Below are 22,300 nucleotides of genomic sequence, written 5' to 3'. Positions count from 1 at the left end.
GGGAAGAAATTCCCGGGGCTTTTTCTGTGTAAAAAAGGGTGGGATTATGAGGGAAAGCAGTTTGAAAGTTTTGAATATGAAATGCAGACTTAACGATTGAAAGTGAAAACTTCATATAATTAGAAGTTTGTACCAGGATTCTTAAAAGGACGATGAGTTGTGTTATTTAAGGAGAAAAAATATTGATAGATACCTGAATTGTGAGAATATAATTTTAAATTTATATTAAAGTCGAATTATCTGAAAATATAAGAATAAAACTCGTTTACAAGGAGATAAAAATGTAGTATTATCAACTAAAAATTTACTGTTACTCATTGGCATCACAAAAGAAGAGGAAGTAATCAGGGATGCTCATAAAACTTGGGCTAGAAAAAGAAACGCCTTCTGGACAACCACCATAACCAAGGGGCATACCATTATGCCCAATTAGCATGGGCAAGAGAGAGGAAAGGAAGAGATTATGGATAAAGGTTTACAATCCCCTAATAAAAAGGAGTTGCCGGGCCTATATGATCCCCGCTTTGAGCATGATAACTGCGGCATCGGAGCCGTGGCCAACATAAAAGGCGTGAAGAGTCACAGGACCGTGGATCAGGCTCTCCATATCGTAGAGAACCTGGAACACCGTGCAGGAAAGGATGCGGAAGGAAAGACAGGAGACGGAGTTGGAATCATGCTTCAGATCTCCCATAAGTTTTTTAAAAAGGTAACAAAGCCTCTGGGCATTGAGCTTGGTGAGGAGAGGGAATATGGTGTTGGCATGTTTTTCTTTCCTCAGGACGAGCTTGCCAGAAATCAAGCCAAAAAGATGTTTGAGATCATTGTAAAGAAAGAGGGACTTGAATTTACTGGCTGGAGAGATGTGCCCATTCATCCGGAGCTGATCGGCGCCAAAGCTGTGGACTGTATGCCATGCATAGCCCAGGGCTTTGTAAAAAAGCCAGCTGATACGGCCAGAGGATTGGAGTTTGACCGGAAACTTTATGTATCAAGGCGGATTTTTGAACAGAGCAACGACAATACCTATGTGGTTTCCTTAAGCAGCAGAACCATTGTATATAAGGGTATGTTTCTGGTGAAGGAACTTAGGAAATTTTTTCCGGACCTCCAGGATAAGGATTATGAATCTGCCATTGCAGTGGTTCATTCCAGGTTCAGTACCAATACAAACCCCAGCTGGATGAGAGCCCATCCCAACCGCCTTATTGTTCATAATGGTGAGATCAATACCATTCGCGGAAATGTGGATAAGATGATGGCCAGGGAAGAGAATATGGAGTCCGAGTATTTCCGGTATGACATGCATAAGGTCCTTCCAATCATTAACCAGGAAGGTTCCGATTCTGCCATGCTTGATAATGCGCTGGAATTTATGATGATGAGCGGAATGGATCTTCCACTTTCTGTCATGGTGACCATTCCTGCACCTTGGGAGCATGACAAATCCATGCCTCAGGAAATCAAGGATTTTTACCGTTACTATGCAACCATGATGGAACCCTGGGATGGACCGGCTTCCATCGTATTCAGTGACGGCGACCTGGTTGGGGCCGTACTGGACCGCAATGGCCTTCGTCCGTCCAGATATTACATTACCGATGAGGACCAGATGATCCTGGCTTCTGAGGTAGGCGCCATTGATATTGAGCAGAGCCATGTGGTGAGAAAAGAGCGCCTTCGTCCAGGCAAGATGCTTCTCATTGATACAGTTAAGGGATGCCTGGTCAGCGATGAGGAGCTGAAAGAATATTATGCGGCCCGCCAGCCTTATGGGGAATGGCTGGATTCCAATCTAATTGAGCTGAGAAAGCTGCCCATCCCCAATATAGGGGTTCCTGCTATGAACAGAGAGGAAAGGGCAAAGCTGCAGAAGACTTATGGTTATACCTATGAGGAATACAAAACCATGATCCTTCCCATGGCCTTAAACGGTGCGGAAGCAGTTTCTGCCATGGGAGCAGACAGTCCTCTGGCGGTATTAAGCAAAAAGCAGCAGCCTCTGTTTAACTATTTCAAACAGCTCTTTGCCCAGGTTACCAATCCGCCCATTGACTCCATCCGGGAAGAGATCGTTACATCTACTACGGTTTATGTGGGTGAGGAAGGAAATATCCTGGAGGAGACGGCGGAAAACTGCAAGATCCTGAAGGTCAATAATCCCATTCTTACCTGTACGGACCTGCTGAAAATTAAAAATATGAAGAAGCCTGGCTTTAAGGTAGAAGTGATTCCCGTTACCTACTATAAAAATACTTCCCTGGAAAAAGCAATTGACAGGCTGTTTCTGGAAGTAGACCGGGCTCACCATGATGGCGCGAATATCATCATTTTGTCTGACCGGGATATTGACGAAAACCATTTGCCCATCCCTTCCCTGCTTGCGGTATCGGCTTTGCAGCAGCATCTGGTAAAAACAAAAAAGAGGACTTCTGTGGCGCTTATACTGGAAAGCGGAGAGCCAAGAGAAGTACATCACTTTGCCACCTTGCTGGGATATGGAGCCTGTGCCATTAACCCCTACCTGGCCCAGGAATCCATCCGTTCCCTCATTGAAAAGGGCATGCTGGATAAAGATTATTATGCAGCCGTAGAGGATTATAATGCGGCAGTTCTACATGGCATCGTAAAAATTGCTTCCAAGATGGGGATATCTACCATACAGTCCTACCAGGGAGCCCAGATTTTTGAGGCAATCGGCATTTCAAAGAAAGTGATTGACAAATATTTTACAGATACGGTGAGCAGAGTGGGAGGCATCACCCTGGATGACATAGCCAATGATGTGGATGTCCTTCACTCAGCTGCCTTTGATCCCCTTGGCCTTGACGTGGATTTAACCCTGGACAGTGTGGGAAGCCATAAGGAGAGGGCAGGGCAAGAGGAACATTTATACAATCCTCTTACCATCCATCTTTTACAGGAAGCGGCCAGGACCGGGAGCTACGAAACTTTCAAAGAATATACCCATGCCTTGACAGAAGAGGGGCAGACGGTTAATTTAAGAAGTCTTTTGGACTTTGATTACTCCAAGACAAAGGAAATACCTTTGGAAGAGGTAGAAAGCGAAGAATCCATAGTTAAACGGTTTAAAACGGGAGCTATGTCCTACGGATCCATTTCCCAGGAAGCCCATGAAACCCTGGCGATTGCCATGAACCGGATTCATGGAAAATCCAACAGTGGTGAGGGTGGCGAAAGCCTGGAGCGTCTGACCACAGGTCCGGACGGCGTAAACCGGTGTTCTGCCATTAAGCAGGTTGCTTCCGGGCGCTTTGGCGTAACCTCAAGGTATCTGGTCAGTGCCAAAGAAATCCAGATTAAAATGGCCCAGGGAGCGAAGCCGGGAGAAGGAGGTCAGCTTCCAGGCGGAAAGGTATATCCATGGGTTGCCAAAACCAGGCATTCCACTACTGGAGTAGGCCTTATTTCCCCGCCGCCTCACCATGATATCTATTCCATTGAGGATCTGGCCCAGCTGATTTATGACTTGAAAAATTCCAATACCAATGCCAGAATCTCCGTAAAACTGGTTTCTGAGGCAGGTGTGGGTACAGTCGCCGCCGGTGTTGCAAAGGCAGGTGCACAAGTAATCCTCATTTCCGCCTTTGACGGCGGAACCGGAGCGGCTCCGAGAAACTCCATTTATAATGCAGGGCTTCCATGGGAACTTGGTGTAGCGGAGGCCCATCAGACTCTGATTATGAATGGGTTAAGGGATAAGGTGATCCTGGAGACAGACGGGAAGCTGATGACGGGGCGGGATGTTGCCATTGCCTGTGCACTGGGTGCTGAGGAGTTCGGTTTTGCTACAGCCCCTCTTGTGACCATGGGTTGTGTCATGATGAGAGTCTGTAATCTGGATACTTGCCCGGTGGGCATTGCTACCCAGAATCCGGAGCTGAGGAAGCGCTTTAAGGGAAAACCGGAGCACGTAATCAACTTCATGAATTTTATTGCCAAAGAGCTTCGGGAATATATGGCAAAGCTTGGTATCCACACCGTTGATGAACTTGTGGGAAGGACGGATTTGTTAAAGAAGAAAGCCAGTATTCCTTCTGAAAGAGCCGGAAAGGTGGATTTTTCCGCTATCTTGGGAAATTCCTATGCAGGGCAGAAGCTTTTAGGATACGATAAGAAGCAGGTGTATGATTTTGAACTGGAGAAAACCATGGATGAGAAGATCATCCTTAAGAAATTAAGAGATGCTCTGCGGGCCGGTCAGAAAAAGAGCCTTCATATCGATATTTCCAATACGGATCGGGCCCTGGGTACCATATTTGGCTCGGAAATTACCAGACTTTATCCGGATGGGCTTTTGGAGGATACCTTTACCATCAACTGTACGGGCAGCGGCGGTCAGAGCTTTGGAGCCTTTATACCAAAAGGCCTTACTTTAGAGCTGGTGGGCGACAGCAACGATTATTTTGGAAAAGGACTTTCCGGCGGCAAGCTGGTGGTCTATCCGCCTCAGGGCGTTAAATTTAAGGCCGAGGATAACATTATCATCGGAAATGTGGCCTTATACGGCGCTACAAACGGAAAGGCATTCATCTGCGGGATCGCAGGCGAACGTTTCTGCGTACGGAACTCTGGTGCGACCGCTGTTGTGGAAGGCGTGGGAGACCATGGCTGTGAATACATGACAGGCGGGCGTGTGGTGGTGCTGGGCCCCACCGGCAAGAATTTTGCTGCCGGTATGAGCGGCGGCATCGCCTATGTTCTGGATGAAAAGAGAGATTTATATAAGAGGCTTAATAAGGAAATGGTTTCCTTTGAAGAGGTCTCCAATAAATATGATGTTCTTGAATTAAAAGACATGATTAAAGAACATGTGGCTTACACCAATTCCGCTAAAGGAAAAGAGATTCTTGATAACTTCGGAGAGTATCTTCCTAAGTTTAAGAAGGTCATGCCTCATGATTACAGACGCATGCTGAACACCATCGTTCAGATGGAGGAAAAAGGGTTAAGCAGCGAACAGGCACAGATTGAAGCATTTTATGCAAACACAAAAAAGTAAGGAGGAGCTGATCATGGGAAAGCCAACAGGATTTTTAGAATACAGCAGAAAAACAGGAAAAGCGGTAGACCCCAAGGCTCGTATTAAGAATTATAACGAGTTTCACCTGCCTCTTTCTGAAAAAGAACAAAAATGCCAGGGTGCGCGCTGCATGGACTGCGGCGTCCCCTTCTGCCAGTCCGGCATGATCTTAAAGGGCATGGTTTCCGGCTGTCCCCTTAACAATCTGATCCCGGAATGGAATGAGCTTGTATACACCGGGACATGGCAGCAGGCCTACAACAGGCTGAAAAAAACCAATAGTTTTCCGGAATTTACCGCCAGGGTGTGCCCGGCTCCCTGTGAAGCCGCATGTACCTGCGGGTTAAACGGAGACCCGGTGAGCATCAAGGAAAATGAGTATGCCATCATTGAACGCGCTTATGAAAGCGGCATAGCAGGTCCGATCCCGCCAAAGATCCGCACCGGGAAAAAAGTAGCCGTCATCGGTTCCGGTCCCGCAGGTCTGGCGGCAGCCGATCAACTGAACAAACGGGGGCACAGTGTTACCGTATTGGAAAGAGAGGACCGAATAGGTGGTCTGCTCATGTATGGGATCCCCAACATGAAGCTGGAAAAACTTGTGATAGACCGGAAGGTGGAGATCATGAAGCAGGAAGGAGTGACGTTCCTGACAGGCACCGATATCGGAAAAAACCAGAAGGCCAAAGATCTGTTAAAGGAATATGACCGCATCATCCTGGCTTGCGGGGCTTCCAATCCAAGGGACCTAAAGGTTCCGGGAAGAGATGGGGAAGGAATTTATTTTGCAGTGGATTTCTTAAAGTCCACCACAAAAAGCCTGCTGAATTCCAACTTACAGGATAACAGCTATATTTCCTCAAAAGGAAAGCATGTCATCGTCATCGGCGGCGGTGACACCGGAAACGACTGTGTGGGAACGGCCATCCGCCATGGATGTGCTTCTGTCACCCAGCTTGAGATGATGCCAAAGCTGCCTGAAAAAAGAACTCCTGATAATAGCTGGCCCGAATGGCCGAAAGTAATGAAAATCGATTACGGCCAGGAAGAATCCATCGCCGTATTCGGAAAGGATCCCAGGGTTTATCAGACAACGGTAAAGGAGTTTATTAAAGATAAGTCCGGCAAAGTAGTCAAAGCCGTGCTCATGGGACTGGAGCCTAAAACAGATGAAAAAACCGGCCGCATAAACATGGAACCAGTAGCCGGCAGTGAAAGAGAAGTTCCCACCGATATTGTTTTAATTGCAGCAGGATTTCTGGGCGCCCAGACTTACGTCGCTGATGCTTTTGGCGTGAAATTAAACGGCAGAAGTAATGTGGAGACAGAAGACGGGAAATATAAGACGAATGTAGATAAAGTGTTTGCAGCCGGTGATATGCGCCGGGGACAATCGCTGGTAGTCTGGGCGATCAGAGAAGGCCGGGAAGTGGCCAAGGAAGTTGATAAGAGTTTAATGGGGTACTCCAACCTGGCTTAGCTGGGAGGAATAATCCAATAAAGGAAAAAAGGCTTTTGTAAAATAGATGGGCGGTCATCTATAGAACAAAAGCCTTTTTCTTTATAGATCATGGAACGATGGAAGCTTAAGTTATAAGTTTTCTTATCAGCTTTCAATCCCAGTTTTTCTGGCCTGACTACTCAAGTCTCTGGTTTTGGCGTATACTCTTTTCAATCCTTAAAAAAACGTGTACCGCATTACCGGAACTGAAAATGACCCCCTTTTTCCAGGCATTATTACAATTGGATTAATAAAACGAAAATATGACGCACCACTAACGATAATTACAACCTGTGAAAAAATAACGTTCCTTATTATAGTATTAGTAGAAGGTAACAATTGTTTTCTGCTGAAACTACGAAAGGGATGGGGTAACTATGAGTAAAAAACTTTTTGATAAGTATTACCGAAATAACTTTATTGGCTACGGAATCAAAACAGCTCTTTTCATATCTGTTCTTGCCGTATATATCATAGCCAGGTGGCTATGAATCAGGAACGCCCCAAATTTGGGGCGTATGACGCAAAACGCTGATAGATGGAAACGGTAAGCGGGATATTAAAAAAACGCCCTAATGGAGGAGGGATGCCTCTTCGCTAAGATATTTTTTTGCCAAAGGAATGAGGCTTCCTCCTACCAAATTTCCCGCAGAGATAACCAGAATATACAGGAATGCTTTTGCATTCCAGGCATTTCCCATAGTAAAATAAAACATATCTGCAATGCTGTGTTCATAACCGGAAAGAATAAATACCATGACCGGCATGACTAAAGCTAAATATTTTCCAATCCCGTCTTTTATTGTTTGATAGCCAATCACTGCGATGCACATCATAATACCGCACATGACTGCCATGATAAAAGTGCTGAACAGGGTATCCGCCAGCTTCATAATCACTAGTTCCATTGTGTGATCTATGAGCTTGGCCAGTTTGGTATGTCTGAATACAATCCCAGATCCTGCAGTTCCTATAAAATTCCCTATGTATACAATAAGTATTGTTAATAAGTAGGACGGCCTTTCGTTAACAATATAACACACCTTTCCTGTGAACAGATTAAATCCAAAGGTATAAATGGTAAATAATCCGATTGAAAATAAAAAAGAACCAGCGATATGATTTTCGAGAGTTAAATAAATCACTCCGCCTATACTGATGGCAATCCCGGCTATTATCGCGTTAACAAATGTTTTCATTGGTGAATACTCCCTTTTCTTTATTTAAAAACTTCTGCCTTAACTGCAAAAAGGTCTTCTGCATGGCCACGTCATATTATAGCATAAGAAAAGTGGTTTACAAGAACAATCTATTTATTGACATAATTTATCAGCCATGCTGACCAGATGGTTTTATGGATAAGAAGAAAAAGAATAAAAGAGGCCAGCGCCTTCCGGCGCTGACCAGTATGTTCCGGCCTCTGTTAAGTGACCGCGATTGAATATTTTATACATTAAAGCGGAACAGGACAACATCGCCATCCTTAACCACATATTCCTTGCCTTCCAGACGAACCAGACCTTTTTCTTTCGCTGCGCTGTAGCTTTTGCAATCCAGAAGGTCCTGGTAATTTACAACCTCTGCGCGGATAAAGCCCCGCTCAAAGTCAGAGTGGATCTTACCGGCAGCCTGGGGAGCTTTGGTTCCTTCTTTGATGGTCCATGCTCTTGTTTCAGTAGGACCGGCAGTTAAGTAGCTGATGAGCCCCAGTAAATGATAACTGGCTGCGATCAGTTTTTCCAGGCCGGATTCTGTAAGTCCCAGATCTTCCAAGAACATCTTTTTCTCGTCTTCTTCTAATTCAGCGATTTCCTGTTCGATCTGCGCGCAGATAACGAAAACTTCACTGTTGTTTTCTTCTGCAAACTTGCGGACCTTTCCCACGTAATCATTGGAAGCTCCGTCATCAGCTAAGTCGTCCTCGCAGACATTAGCAGCGAAGATCACAGGTTTAAAGGTGAGAAGATTAAGGGTGGAAATAAATTCTCTTTCATCCTCATCCTCAATTTCTAAGCTTCGTGCCAGATTTCCATCCTCTAAATGGGCTTTGATCCTCTTTAAAATTCCCAGTTCCTTTGCAAGAGACTTATCGTTCATAGCGCCTTTGGTGGACTTGGAGATGCGGCGGTCTAAAATTTCCAAATCGGAAAAGATCAGTTCCAAATCTATGGTTTCAATATCACGCAGAGGATCGACACTTCCATCCACATGGATTACATTGGTATCCTCAAAGCAGCGTACCACGTGGACGATGGCATCTACTTCACGGATATTGGAAAGAAACTGATTGCCCAGACCCTCTCCTTTGGAAGCTCCTTTTACAAGTCCTGCAATATCGACAAATTCGATAACAGCAGGGGTGATTTTTGCGGAATCATAAAGGGCGGACAGCTGACCTAAGCGCACATCCGGAACAGGAACTACTCCTACATTGGGATCAATGGTACAAAATGGATAGTTCGCAGATTCCGCACCGGCCTTTGTAAGAGAATTGAACAAGGTGCTTTTACCTACGTTTGGCAATCCGACAATACCTAATTTCATAGCAATTACCTTCCTAATATTGTTAATATTCATAGTTGATTTTTATCTGCAACTAATATAGAATAGCATATTATCCGTAAAAATAAAAGAGAAAAACACAAGAATCAAAGCTTTGTCGAATTATAGTTGAATATGTCGGGCGAATCTGTTTGATTTTTGTGTTTTCCCGGGGTAAAATAAAGAAAACATCGAAAGGAGAAGACGAATGGCAAATACGGCAGATATTAGTTTTGTTCATTTGGGGATTACAATCGACCATTTGCAAAATAGTATCTCAATATTTGGATTCCGCATTGCATTTTACGGGATTATCATTGGGTTTGGAATATTAGCAGGTCTCTGGGTTGCGACAAGGGATGCAAAACGCAGGGGGCAGGACCCGGATATTTATCTGGATTTTGTTCTGTATGCAATCATAATTTCTATCATGGGAGCCCGAATCTATTATGTTATGTTTGATTGGGACAATTATAAAGATGATCTGCTTCAAATTTTAAATCTCAGGGCAGGAGGATTGGCCATCTATGGAGGTGTCATAGGGGCCGTTATAACTCTGATTGTTTATGCTAGGGTAAAGAAATTATCATTTTTTTCCTTGGCTGACACTGGATGCCTAGGATTGATAACCGGCCAGATTATAGGAAGATGGGGAAACTTCTTTAATTGCGAGGCGTTTGGCGGATATACCGACAGCCTGTTTGCTATGAGAATCAGAAGAGCGCTGGTTAATGAGAATATGATATCGAAAGAGCTTTTGAACCATTTGATCGTAAGGGACGGTGTAGAATATATACAAGTGCATCCTACCTTCTTTTATGAATCAATCTGGAATCTCTGTGTACTTGTATTTATGCTTTGGTACAGGAAACGTAAGAGATTTGATGGAGAGATGCTTTTTATATACCTGCTTGGCTATGGTTTGGGACGAGTGTGGATAGAGGGACTCCGCACGGACCAGCTAATATTCTTTAGTACTGGCATTCCGGTGTCTCAGGCACTGTCATTATTTCTGGTAGTGATATCTACTCTTGTGCTCTTCTGCAAACACAGACAGATACGAAAAAAGAGCAAAGGAGAAGTAATGATATGATGATGTCAAAAGAAGAGTTAATACACGATATTGAAGAAGCAAGAGAAAGATTAAATAAAAGCATTGATCATGATGATGAAGATGTTATTTATCACAGGAGTGTAGAACTGGATAAATTGATTGAACAATATATTGCCGCAGGCTTCTGATACCGTGAGCCTGTGATGTGTTTTGTGCAAATTTAAGAAAGACGTGGAAAGAGAAGGAGCTCTTTCCGCGTCTTTTTTTATGGATGGACAATTTTTGCAAAAGTGATTTGACACAATTCACAGTGGGATGTAATATTTATCTATGAATTGTAGAAAACTGTTACAAAAAGGTAATATATGTCCGGAGGTGGGGAAATGAAGCATTTGTCGTTCCGAATGAAATTGACTCTGGTGTTTATTATAACAGCCATGATCGAAGGGGCTATTATAGGGAGTCTCTCCTTTTCCCATAGCAAAGCTATTGTTGTAAAGAATAAAAAACAGGAGATGTCGGATACCATAAACCGCATTGATATCAATATCAATGTCAAGGTCCGCTATATCATGGAAATCCTTGACAATGCGGTGACCAGCCAGCTTGTGCGTGATGCATGTACCCCTGGATGGGACGATGGGGATAAGGGAGTCAGCCGTACCTACCTTGATGATTACTGCAGAAGTCTCATTAAATCTGTAGGGGAACAGATGGAAATCTCCATCATCAATGCCTCTCAGGTAATGTATACTACAGTTGATACCGATGGGGCAGCCCCCAAAGATATTTCGGTAAAAACATTTAAAAGTTATGATGATGCCGTAGGTGGCAGAATCAATAAGACTGTCTGGCTGGGTATTATGCCAAAGCTTTTTTCAGATCCAATGGAAGATCATCAGGCAGTTACCGTGGTCAGGGCCATACAGGACAGGAATGAAGAGAAGAGTCTGGGAATCATGGTCATTGAGCTGGATCCTGACATGTTCAGCAATCTGCTTTTAGGGAATCAGGGACTGTTTCAGTATCAGTACTTGTTTATTTTAGACCAGAAGGGACAGGTGATCTGCAGCAATCCTAAGATAAACAATGGGTGGCAGGAAGAGATTAATGACCGGTTCGAGCGGGGTATTCGGCGTTTTGAGCTGATATGGAACGATAAGAGGTATTATGTCTGCGGACAATATAACGGCATCACTGGCTGGAGATCTTATTCGGCGATACCTTTTGAAGGGCTGTTTCCCCAGGCGGGAGATTTGAAAAAAGCAATTTGGCTGGTAGCAGTAGTGAGTACCTTGGGCATTGCCGGAGTCATTGCTCTTCTGGTTTATGCCATGGCGAGACCCATCAAGCGTCTTTCAAAGGCTATGGGACAGGTTCAGAAGGGAGATTTTGCCGTTCGGGTTCCCAATAAGAGAAAGGATGAAATCGGCGAACTGACAGAATCATTCAATTACATGCTGGAAGAGATCAATACCCTGATCAGGCAGGTCTATCAGGAAAAGATCGCTCAGAAAAATGCGGAGGTACAGGCGCTTCAGGCACAGATCAATCCTCATTTTCTCTATAACACCCTGGATTCTGTCAACTGGATGCTGATTGACCGGGGAGATTATGATATCAGCGACATCATCCTTTCACTGGCAGGCCTTATGCGATACAGCATCGAAGATGAAAATGCCTTTGTACCTCTTGAAAAGGAAATCGGATATGTGCTGTGTTATCTGAAAATACAAAAGAACCGCCTGGAAGAACGGCTGGAATATTCTGTGGAGTCAGAGGAATCCCTGGCAGCTGAGCGGGTTCCAAAGCTTATCCTGCAGCCCATTGTGGAAAATGCCATCACTCATGGAATTGAGCCGAGAAAGAGGAAGGGAACCATCCGCATCGTCTTAAAAGATCTTGGAGATGAAATGCTTATTTCGGTTGAAGACAATGGAATCGGCATGACTCCGGAACAGCTTAACCACTTAAGGGAAGAAGTGCCTGATGTAGAGAAGGAAGGGCATACAGGAATCGGAGTAAGGAATGTGGATCGGCGGATCCGGCTTCATTATGGAGAAGCCTATGGAATTTCTATAGAAAGCATATATGGAGAAGGAACGATTGTAAACCTGCGCATACCCAAAGATCATGAAATTGTGACAGAGGGCGGAGGAAGGAAAGGAGAGAGCGAAAGACATGAAGCTGATCATCGTGGATGACGAACCGAAAATCAGAAAAGGGCTTTTTAAGCTGTTGGATGCCCAGGAAGGATTTCAGGTTACAGGGGTGTTTGAAGACGTCCATTCGGCTCTCAAGGCTCTGTATGAATTGGAAGCTGACGTAATCATTACAGATATCAAGATGCCGGAAGTATCCGGCCTTGAGCTGATCCGCCAGATCCGGGAAAGAAACTTAAATATCCGCATTATTATTTTAAGCGGGTACAGCAATTTTTCCTATGCCCAGAAGGCCATTGAGCTGGGAGTGACCAGATATTTGTTAAAACCCACGGATCCGAGAGAGCTGCTATCCGTATTAAGAGAATTGGAACAGGAGCTTTTTCCGGCAACCCATGAAAAAGAAGAAAGGCAGGACCGGCCTGCAGAAGGAGAAAATGAGGTTGGCAATTTATTGGTTTTAAAAGCTATTCAATATATTGCAGTTCACTATGGTGGCAGGATTACGTTAACAGATATGGCCGGGGAGCTTCATCTCTCCCCCAATTACCTTTGTGAACTTTTTAAACGTCATACAGGAAAAAATCTCATGGAATACGTTACGGAATACCGGATGCAAAAGGCGAAGTCATACCTAAACCATGTGGAATATAAGGTGGCAGATGTGGCGGAGATGGTAGGTTACAAAGAGGCGAAATATTTCAGCAGCGCTTTTAAGAAAGCATATGGGATCACACCTCTGGAGTATCGGAACAGGCGTCAGAGCCATTTGATTTAGTGTGAATAAGACGGGAAAATGACCAAAAAGTCTCTCCTGTCTTTATTTTATTTGGTCATAATCACAAATAACTTAATATTTTGGTATAAATAGTAATCTTATAGAATTGCGATGGTTGCCAGAAAATGATAATCTATTACTACAAACAACACGCTAACGTCTGTGAATCGTGTCAATAACTGAAGAAATGTCAGATATTAATGTGAACGGACGCAAAAAAAGGAGGAACTTAGTATGAAGAAAAGATTTGGCGCATTACTCATGGCAGCTATAACAGTAGCAGCACTCGTACTCAGTGGCTGCAGTACTGGCGGTAAGACAGAGGGTGCAGCTGAAACTAAGGCTCAGGCAGGAGGGAAAAGCGCGGCGGATTATAAAATTGTCCTCATTCTTCCCGGGCCCATCAATGACCAGAGCTGGAACGCAACAAACTATGCGGGTCTTACAGCCTGCAACGAAAAACTGGGCACCAAAATGGAATACGTAGAGAACGTGCAGGCATCTGACTATGAGTCAACCTTCCGTGAATATGCGGAACGAGGCTATGACCTCATTATGGCAGCCGGTTCCCAGTTTGACGAGGCGGTAGCAGCAGTAGCGCCCAATTATAAGGACACAACTTTTTGTGCGGTAAACGGCTCCAAATGTGACGGAGACAATGTGGCTCCCATTTTCCCAAAAGAATATGAAGCCAGCTATATTGCTTCCATTCTTGCAGGAAATATAACAGAGAACGGAAACTTCGCAACCATCGGAGGCTTCCCCAATGAACCAATGGAGCATTTGATGGATGTATATGAGAAAAATTCTGTTAAGATCGCAGAAAGCCGTGGCATATCCGGTGCAAAGGCTACAAGAGCTTATGCCAACAGCTGGAACGACGTAGCCCTTGGCAAACAGATGGCAGAGCAGATGATCGACAACGGTGCAGACACCATGTTTGTATACGCCAACGAAGTAGGTCTTGGCAGCATTGAGGCAGCTAAGGCAAAAGGCGCTAAATTCATAGGTTTTTCCAGTGACCAGACAACCATTGATCCGAATACCGTTGTAGCTTCTGTAAATTTTGATTTCAAGAATTTCTATATTTGGGCTCTGGGCCAATATATGGATGGCAAGCTTTCCGGAAATATGGTGCATGAAGCCGGTATTAATGAAGATATCTTTGTACCGGTATATACCGATAATATTTCCCAGGAAGTAAAGGATGCGGTAGACCAGGGAATCAAGGATTTTAAGGACGGCAAGGTAGATTTACAGGCGTTTTTTGAGAAGTAAGATATAACCGGAGGGCTGACACAGGAGAAAAACAGGATTGTTTTAACTGGGTCGCCCTCATCGTATGAAGAGGAGGAGCTTCGTGAATACACCATTTTTTGAATTAAAGAATGTATCAAAATATTTTGCCAGGGTCGTGGCAAACAAGGACATTTCTTTTTCTGTAAATAGGGGAGAGGTGTTGGCATTATTGGGAGAAAACGGGGCAGGGAAAAGCACGGTAATGAAAATCCTCTATGGCCTTTATAAGGCGGATGAGGGGCAGATCCTGATGGAGGGAAAGGAACAGAGGATCACTTCCCCTAAAGATGCCATGGCTTTGGGAATCTCCATGATCCAGCAGCATTTTTCTCTGGTGTCCGCCCATACGGTTACGGAAAATATTATTTTAGGCAATGTGAACGGTGTGATTGATTACGAAAAATGCAAAAAGGAAGTTGAAGAGCTTTCTGCCCAGTACGGGTTTCAAATTCCTGTTGAGGCAAAAGTGGAGGAGCTTGCGGTTGGAGTGCAGCAGAAGGTGGAAATCCTTAAGGCCCTTTATTTAAAGACAAGCCTCCTGATTATGGATGAGCCTACGGCAGTGCTGACACCCCAGGAGGCGGAAACACTGATGGAGTTTGTAAAAGAGTATACGTCCAGGGGAAATTCTGTTATTTTCATCACCCATAAGATGAAGGAAGTCATGGAGGTGGCGGACAGGATCATCGTTATGCGAAACGGAAGGCTTACGGGTGACCTTTCTGCAAAGGATACCAATGAGGTGGAGCTGACAAGGCTCATGATGGGGAAAGAAATGGTGCCCCCAAAGAAGGAGCAGGCAGAAGAGCAAAAAGAAAGAAAGGTCTGTCTGGAGCTGTCTTCCGTTACTGTGCAGCGCAAAGGAGAACCCCCTCTTTTAAGTGATTTGTCATTTCAGATCATGGAAGGTGAAGTTTTTGGAGTGGCAGGAGTGAGCGGAAACGGGCAGGAGGAGTTATGCGAGGTGGTTTGCGGTGCCCTTCCTGTGACCTCAGGAAAAGTGCTTTTAAATGGCACGGATATTACCTCCACTTCCATCAGGGAACGCATTGATAAGGGAATCGGATACGTTCCGGTAGACCGATACCGGGATGCCATGGTAGGAGAGATGACCCTGGCTGAAAATATTATGCTAAAAACAAGCTTTGATAAGAAGTGGATCTCACATGGCTTTTTAAATAAGAAGAAACTTCAAAATGATACACAAAAAGCCATTGATGAATTTGATATCAAGGCGCCGGGACCGGATGCCCAGATCAAGGGATTATCAGGAGGCAACCAGCAGAAAGTGATTCTTGCCAGAGAAGTGGGAAACGCAGGAAAGGTGCTGATCATGGACCAGCCTACCAGGGGACTGGATCTGGGAGCCATCAATAATATTCATAACAACATCCTGGCAGAGCGGAAGAATGGAAAGGGGATTCTGCTGGTATCCACCGAATTGTCGGAGATTTTCCAGCTATGCGACAGGATTGCCGTTATCTACAAGGGCTCCTTTATGGGAATCTACGACCATGACCAGCTTAACACAGAACGGATCGGTCTATTAATGGCCGGCTACAAAGAGGAGAAGGAGGCGTAAAGCATGAATACAAAAGTCAGGGACTTAATTGTGACAAATGCTGCTGCCATCATTGCCGGCTTGCTCTTAAGCGGCCTCATGCTTTTGCTGCTGCATATCAACCCGGTCGAAGTATTTGTATATTCCATCAATGCCATGTTTACGGATAAATATACCATGGGGGAAGTGTTTTTAAAGGCGACACCCCTTATATTTACAGCGCTGGCCTTTGCGTTTACGTTTAAGGCAAATCTGTTTAATATCGGCGCACAGGGACAGTTTTATATGGGTTCTATTGCCGCAATCGCCTTATCTTTGCAGCTTGACGGAAAGGTTCCCACAGCAGTGCTTTTAATTCTTGTGTGCCTGACAGCGGCACTGGCAGGTGGGCTTATGGGCGCTTTGATCGGATTTTTAAAGGCACGCTTTAAAGCAAATGAATTCCTTGTCAGCATGATGTCTACTTACGTTGCTTTGGCAGTCATGAATTATCTGCTGCGCACATTTTTAAAAGAATCCAAGGGAGAGTATCCCCAGACCGATGCCATAACAAGGTCAGCATGGCTTCCTGTTATCGTAAAGGGGACCAGACTGCATATCGGATTTGTGCTGGCGGTTCTGGCGGCCGTGGGTATCTGGGTGCTGCTTTATAAAACCCCCCTGGGATACCGGATCCGGGCAGTGGGAAGCAATGCCTCTGCATCCAGGATGTCAGGAATTGATTCAAACAAGATCTTTGTGGCCGCATTTTTTATCAGCGGCGCCCTGGCAGGTGCAGCCGGATTTACGGAAGTAAACGGTGTTCAGCATATGTTGATTCAGGATTTTAACAGCGGAGTGGGCTCCGCAGGCCTGGGAATCGCAATTCTTGCTAATGCCAATCCCATCGGAATCATATTCGCCTCGCTCCTGTTCGGCGCTTTAAGTGTCATGGGGAATTTAATGGGGCGCATGCCGGGAGTCAATGTTCCTGCAAGCATTGTGGATCTGATGCAGGGGTTTGTCATGCTGTTCGTTATCATATCCTATTTCTTCCGGCATTATCTGGAAAACAGGAGAGAGAAGCGCAGACTGCAGAAAGGAGCGTGAAACAGGTTATGATCATAAGCTTATTAAAACGTGCACTGATGATGAGTACGCCCCTGCTGTTTGGCTCCATTGCAGAAGTCATAGCGGAGCGTTCGGGCATGATGGTTACCGCAATCGAAGGGATCTTCCTTATGGGAGCCTGGGGTGGATTCGTGGGAACCTATTTAACCGGCAGTGCGTTCATCGGAATTCTTGCCGCCATCTTTTCAGGACTTGTTGCGGCAGCCGTGTATGGCGTGGTATGTATTTATTTAAAACAGCACCAGGTTGTAACAGGAACGGCCATTAATGTGCTGGCAGCCGGAATCTGCACTTACCTTCAGCGGGTATTGTTCGGCGTTCCCACCGCGCCCCTTAAAATTAGCCCTCTGCCTGAGATCGCTATTCCCGTTCTCAGTAAGATTCCTGTTATGGGTCCGGTGTTTTTCCAGCAGAATATATTGACCTATGTGGTTTATTTACTCATTCCTGCGTCCTATTTTCTCTTATTCAAGACATCCTTAGGACTGACAATCCGTTCAACGGGGGAAAATCCGGAGGCAGTGGATGTAGCCGGTATCAATGTAAATGCAGTCCGGTTCTTTACGGTCCTTTTGGCCGGAGTGATGGGAGGTATTGCAGGCGCATTTTACTCCGTGGGATATTTGGGAATGTTTACCACAAATATCATCGGCGGACGCGGCTGGATCGCATTTGCCATATGCTTTTTGGGCAACTGGAATCCCAAAGGAGCTGTTTTGGGAACCGTGGTATTCGGGCTTACGGAAGCCATTGCCATTTATATGCAGTCAGTGGGAGGAGGAAGCTACTTCCCCAATGAATTATTCATTGCCCTGCCTTATCTGCTGACCATTATATTGACCGTATCCAGAAGAAATTTCAATGTACCCGCTAAGCTGGGAGTCGCATACAGCAAAGAAAATTAATAATGAAAAAGACAGGCATTCCCTGGTCAGTTTGTTCCAATTTACTGACTTAGGGAATGCCTTTTTTCCATTATATGGAAATACTTATAGAACAGCTGTTCACAGTTACATGCAGGCAGGATCAAATTGAAAATTCTTCGAAATTGTTCTTGCTATTTCACGGTAAATGTACTAGAATTAAACCATAAGTGGTGGAAAGTGGTGCAAAGTGGTAGAAAATGGTGGGATAGTGGTCCAAAACCCTACCGATGTACAAGCAGGTGATTGGTATGTTCATGGGTGAATACAATCATACAGTCGATGCAAAGGGGCGTCTCATAGTCCCATCGAAGTTCAGAGAGCAGCTGGGAGAAGAATTCGTCGTTACGAAGGGTTTGGATGGCTGTTTATTTGTGTATGATAATGATGAGTGGACTGCCCTGGAAAATAAATTAAAAAGCCTGCCGCTGACCAACACCAATGCCAGAAAGTTTTCCAGATTCTTTCTGGCCGGAGCAAGTGCCTGTGAAGTGGACAAGCAGGGAAGAATTCTGCTTCCAGCAGTTTTAAGAGAACATGCGGGAATCGAAAAAGACGCAGTTCTTGTAGGAGTGGGAAGCCGTATCGAAATCTGGAACAAGGATGCATGGATCGCAGCCAATACCTATGAAGATATGGAAGAAATCGCGGAAGCTATGGAAGGACTTGGTATATGATGTTTGAACACAAGTCAGTGCTGCTATATGAGACCATTGACAGCCTGAATGTAAAACCAGACGGAATCTATGTAGATGGAACGCTGGGAGGAGGCGGACATGCTTTAGAAGTGTGCAAGCGCCTTGGAACTTACGGAAGATTAATCGGAATTGATCAGGATGGGGATGCCATTAAGGCAGCCTCGGAACGGCTGAAGGCTTATGAAGATAAGGTGACGGTCGTAAGAAGCAATTACGAAAACATACAGACAGTATTAAAGGATTTAGGAATCGAACGAGTGGACGGAATTTACCTGGACCTTGGGGTATCCTCTTACCAGCTTGACATACCGGAAAGAGGATTTACCTACAGGGAAGAAGATGCGCCTTTGGACATGCGTATGGATCAGAGGAATGAACAGACAGCAGCCGATATCATCAATACCTACAGTGAATTTGACTTATACCGGATCATAAGGGATTACGGAGAAGATAAGTTTGCAAAAAATATTGCAAAGCACATTGTAAGGGAAAGGCAGATAAAGCCCATCGAGACAACAGGAGAGCTGTCGGAGATCATCAAAGGGGCGATTCCTGCAAAGGTAAGGGCAGTGGGTGGACATCCTTCCAAACGGACATTTCAGGCGATACGGATCGAACTGAATAAGGAACTGGAAGTTTTAATGAAGTCCCTTGATACCATGATCGATCTGTTGAATCCGGGCGGACGGTTATCCGTTATCACCTTTCATTCTCTGGAAGACAGGATCGTAAAAACAAGATTTAAGACCAACGAGGACCCATGTATCTGCCCGTCTAATTTTCCGATCTGTGTTTGCGGAAAAAAGAGCAAAGGCAGGGTGATTACAAGAAAACCAATCGTACCGTCGGAAGAAGAGATTGAAGAAAACAAGCGTTCAAAGAGTTCAAAGCTTCGGGTATTTGAACGAATTTAAAAAGGGAGGAAGAGAGAGTGGCTGCAAGAAAGAATGTGCGTTCCTATGGGAGCTCCACTTACGTACAGGGGAATACTGTCCGTAAAACCATGCCGGTTCCTATGCCGGTTCATACACCAGAAGAAATCCGTCGTCCATCAGTTAACCATCAGGTCAGAAGAAATCGTGAAAAGGCCTTGCAGATGGATTTGCCTTATGTGATTATGCTGACCATCGCCGCAGTCTGCACCCTCTGCCTGTGCGTGAATTATCTGCATTTGCAATCCTCTATTACAGCCAGCATTCATGGCGTTGAGCTTTTAGAAGCAAAACTGGAACATTTGAAAACTGAAAATAATGCATTGGAAATGAATATCAACACTTCTGTCGATTTGGATCATGTGTATAAAGTGGCTACTGAGGAACTTGGTATGGTCTATGCGAATAAGGACCAGATCCTTCACTATGATAAGACGGAAAGTGAGTATGTAAGACAGAATGAGGATATCCCGAAGCACTAATAAAAACAGGAATAAAAAGAGTAAGGTATTTCCCCGTTATATGCAGGAAAAGCTGGCGATTACTGTACTGGTAATTACGCTGGCTTTGTTTGCATTAGTTATGACGCTGTATAATCTGATGACAAATAAAAAGGAAGATTACAATCAGATCGTGCTGTCCCAGCAGGAATATGACAGCCGCATCATACCCTTTAAGCGCGGGGACATCATGGACCGCAACGGAACCTATCTGGCGACCAGTGAAAAGGTATATAACTTAATCCTGGATCCCAAACAGATCATGTCAGACCAGGATTCTTACCTCGAGCCGAGCGTAACGGCTCTGACAGAATGCTTTGGCTATGACCGGACGGAAATCATGAACCTCATACAGGAAAAGAAAGATAAGCAGTATGTACGCTATGCGAAGCAGCTGACTTATGACGATAAACAAAAATATGATAAGTACAAGGCAGACCAGGCGGATGCGCTGAAAAAAAGCGGGAAGGCCATTAAGGGAATCTGGTTTGAGGATGAGTACAAAAGGGTGTATCCCTATAACTCCATGGGCTGCAATGTCATTGGCTTTGCCAACGGTGACGGCATGGATGGAACCGGAGGGATCGAGCAGTTTTATAATACGACCCTTATGGGAATCAACGGAAGGGAATACGGATACTTAAATGATGACTCCAACTTAGAGAGAGTCATAAAGCCTGCCTCCAATGGCAGCACCGTGGTTTCCACCATGGATGTCAACATACAGAAGATCGTAGAAAAATATATTAATGAATGGGAACAGAATACAGGAAGCAAACGGGTAGGCGTTATCGTTATGGATCCCAATAACGGCGAGGTCCTTGCCATGGCAAATGACAAGGCATTTGATTTAAACAATCCAAGAACCTTAAGGCCGGAGTACACAGGTGATGTACTGCGGCAGCTTGGGATCAAGGAAGCCATGGACGATTACAAGAGAAAGAATAAAAACGCCCAGCCATTAACGGAAGCAAACGTTTCAGAGCACTATTCGAATGAAGAGATCATGTCTCTGGGGACTCAGGTGGCATGGAACCAGACCTGGCGTAATTTCTGCATCAGTGACGGATTTGAGCCGGGCTCAACAGAAAAGATTTTTACCATATCTGCCGCCATGGAAGAAGGGGCGATTACCGGAAAGGAAACTTATGAGTGCAACAAGTTCCTTGAAGTGGGAGGGCATAAGATCAACTGTGTCAGCAGATATGGACATGGCCTGATCACTGTAGAGGAAGGCCTGATGAAATCCTGCAACGTGGTCATGATGCGGATTGCTCAGCAGATGGGAAAAGAAAAGTTCTACAAGTATCAGCAGATTTTCGGTTTCGGCTCCAAGACTGGAATTGATCTGCCTGGAGAAGCGGACAATAAGACTCTTGTTTATACTCAGAATACGGCGGGACCTACGGATCTTGCAACCAACTCCTTTGGACAGAATTTCAGCACGACCATGATCCAGATGGCTGCTGCTTATAGCTCTGTGATCAATGGAGGTTCCTATTATGAACCTCATGTGGTGAAGCAGATCCTTAACGAACAGGGTTCTGTCATTAAAAAGGTAGAACCAGTTCTTGTCAGGGAAACAGTATCGGAATCAACCACCAAATTCATCAATGAAGCACTGTTTAAGACTGTCAATGCTGAGGGAGGAACAGGAGGTGCTGCAAGGGTGGTAGGATATAAAGTTGCCGGTAAAACCGGTACTGCGGAGAAGATCCCCCGTGATAAGACCAATTATGTGGTATCCTTCTGCGGTTACGCTCCGGCGGACAATCCTCAGGTTTTAGTTTATGTTGTGGTTGATGAGCCTCATGTGGAGGATCAGCCTCACAGTACTTATGCCAGCCAGATTTTCCAGAAGATTATGGCGGAGATTCTTCCTTATATAAATGTATTTCCGGAAACAGACCCAGAAACCTCTCCATTGCCGGAAGAAGCAGCAAAACTTCCTGAGCAGGAAGGGATAACCAGTGAAACAGAAAGCGCATCCCAGGGAGAAAATACGTCTGAAGAATCAGGTGCAGAAGAGACCACTGGGCAGGCTCCTACCATGGAAAACGGAAATCCGATTCCAGATGAGTATTTAAATCCTTCGGAAGAATACGTCAACAGGGAAGAAGGGGATGACGGTTCTGATCTCCCGGCCGCACTTCCGACCGAAGAGACCACGGCCCAATAAGGAACTTTTTTAAAGAAC

At 45.0% G+C, this 22,300-nt stretch carries 16 protein-coding genes; 14 read left to right on the top strand and 2 right to left on the bottom strand.

The window, feature by feature from the left end:
• Positions 1–463 precede the first annotated feature (463 nt).
• Positions 464–5,023, top strand: a complete 4,560-nt coding sequence (gene gltB, locus BMW45_RS26615) for a glutamate synthase large subunit (RefSeq protein WP_092250970.1) — start codon at positions 464–466, stop codon at positions 5,021–5,023.
• Between the two features lie 13 nt (positions 5,024–5,036).
• On the top strand, positions 5,037–6,524 hold the full coding sequence (locus tag BMW45_RS26610; RefSeq protein WP_092250968.1) for a glutamate synthase subunit beta: 1,488 nt from the start codon (positions 5,037–5,039) through the stop codon (positions 6,522–6,524).
• 593 nt (positions 6,525–7,117) lie between these two features.
• Here BMW45_RS26610 and BMW45_RS26605 read toward each other — a convergent pair.
• Both BMW45_RS26605 and ychF read right to left on the bottom strand, forming a co-directional pair.
• On the bottom strand, positions 7,118–7,768 hold the full coding sequence (locus BMW45_RS26605; protein ID WP_278320824.1) for a formate/nitrite transporter family protein: 651 nt from the start codon (positions 7,766–7,768) through the stop codon (positions 7,118–7,120).
• Between the two features lie 223 nt (positions 7,769–7,991).
• A complete protein-coding gene (ychF, locus tag BMW45_RS26600) occupies positions 7,992–9,089 on the bottom strand; it encodes a redox-regulated ATPase YchF (protein WP_092250964.1) in 1,098 nt (365 codons plus the stop codon).
• A gap of 205 nt (positions 9,090–9,294) precedes the next feature.
• Between ychF and lgt the strand changes: the two genes are divergently transcribed.
• The 12 genes from lgt (at position 9,295) to BMW45_RS26540 (ending at position 22,282) form a co-directional block, all read left to right on the top strand.
• Entirely contained in the window at positions 9,295–10,179 is an 885-nt protein-coding gene (lgt, locus tag BMW45_RS26595) for a prolipoprotein diacylglyceryl transferase (protein WP_092250962.1), read from the top strand.
• A complete protein-coding gene (locus BMW45_RS26590; protein ID WP_207649158.1) occupies positions 10,176–10,328 on the top strand; it encodes an aspartyl-phosphate phosphatase Spo0E family protein in 153 nt (50 codons plus the stop codon). The genes lgt and BMW45_RS26590 overlap by 4 nt, the downstream gene beginning before the upstream one ends.
• Positions 10,329–10,523: 195 nt before the next feature.
• Entirely contained in the window at positions 10,524–12,344 is a 1,821-nt protein-coding gene (locus BMW45_RS26585; RefSeq protein ID WP_092250960.1) for a cache domain-containing sensor histidine kinase, read from the top strand.
• The gene (locus tag BMW45_RS26580; protein ID WP_025233643.1) at positions 12,322–13,080 is read left to right on the top strand and encodes a response regulator transcription factor; all 759 of its coding nucleotides are present in this window, start codon (positions 12,322–12,324) and stop codon (positions 13,078–13,080) included. The genes BMW45_RS26585 and BMW45_RS26580 overlap by 23 nt, the downstream gene beginning before the upstream one ends.
• 234 nt (positions 13,081–13,314) lie before the next feature.
• Positions 13,315–14,358, top strand: coding sequence for a BMP family protein (locus tag BMW45_RS26575; RefSeq protein ID WP_092250958.1), 1,044 nt, complete (start codon positions 13,315–13,317; stop codon positions 14,356–14,358).
• Between the two features lie 82 nt (positions 14,359–14,440).
• A complete protein-coding gene (locus tag BMW45_RS26570) occupies positions 14,441–15,961 on the top strand; it encodes an ABC transporter ATP-binding protein (RefSeq protein WP_092250956.1) in 1,521 nt (506 codons plus the stop codon).
• 3 nt (positions 15,962–15,964) lie between these two features.
• Complete coding sequence (locus BMW45_RS26565; RefSeq protein WP_092250954.1) at positions 15,965–17,029, top strand: ABC transporter permease; 1,065 nt, start codon at positions 15,965–15,967, stop codon at positions 17,027–17,029.
• Positions 17,030–17,037: 8 nt separating this feature from the next.
• Positions 17,038–17,955, top strand: coding sequence for an ABC transporter permease (locus tag BMW45_RS26560; protein WP_092251203.1), 918 nt, complete (start codon positions 17,038–17,040; stop codon positions 17,953–17,955).
• Positions 17,956–18,224: 269 nt separating this feature from the next.
• Positions 18,225–18,650, top strand: a complete 426-nt coding sequence (gene mraZ, locus BMW45_RS26555; protein ID WP_025233638.1) for a division/cell wall cluster transcriptional repressor MraZ — start codon at positions 18,225–18,227, stop codon at positions 18,648–18,650.
• Positions 18,647–19,585: a 16S rRNA (cytosine(1402)-N(4))-methyltransferase RsmH gene (gene rsmH / locus BMW45_RS26550; RefSeq protein WP_092250952.1), complete on the top strand. Its 939-nt coding sequence runs from the start codon at positions 18,647–18,649 to the stop codon at positions 19,583–19,585. The genes mraZ and rsmH overlap by 4 nt, the downstream gene beginning before the upstream one ends.
• A gap of 17 nt (positions 19,586–19,602) precedes the next feature.
• Positions 19,603–20,085, top strand: a complete 483-nt coding sequence (locus BMW45_RS26545; RefSeq protein WP_025233636.1) for a hypothetical protein — start codon at positions 19,603–19,605, stop codon at positions 20,083–20,085.
• A 40-nt stretch (positions 20,086–20,125) separates the two neighbouring features.
• Positions 20,126–22,282, top strand: a complete 2,157-nt coding sequence (locus tag BMW45_RS26540) for a peptidoglycan D,D-transpeptidase FtsI family protein (protein WP_092250950.1) — start codon at positions 20,126–20,128, stop codon at positions 22,280–22,282.
• Positions 22,283–22,300 lie beyond the last annotated feature (18 nt).

It is taken from the genome of Lacrimispora sphenoides, from assembly GCF_900105215.1.
Lineage (GTDB): Bacteria > Bacillota > Clostridia > Lachnospirales > Lachnospiraceae > Lacrimispora > Lacrimispora sphenoides_A.
Note: the sequence above shows the minus strand (reverse complement) of the source record. Positions and strands in the feature narration are given on the sequence as shown.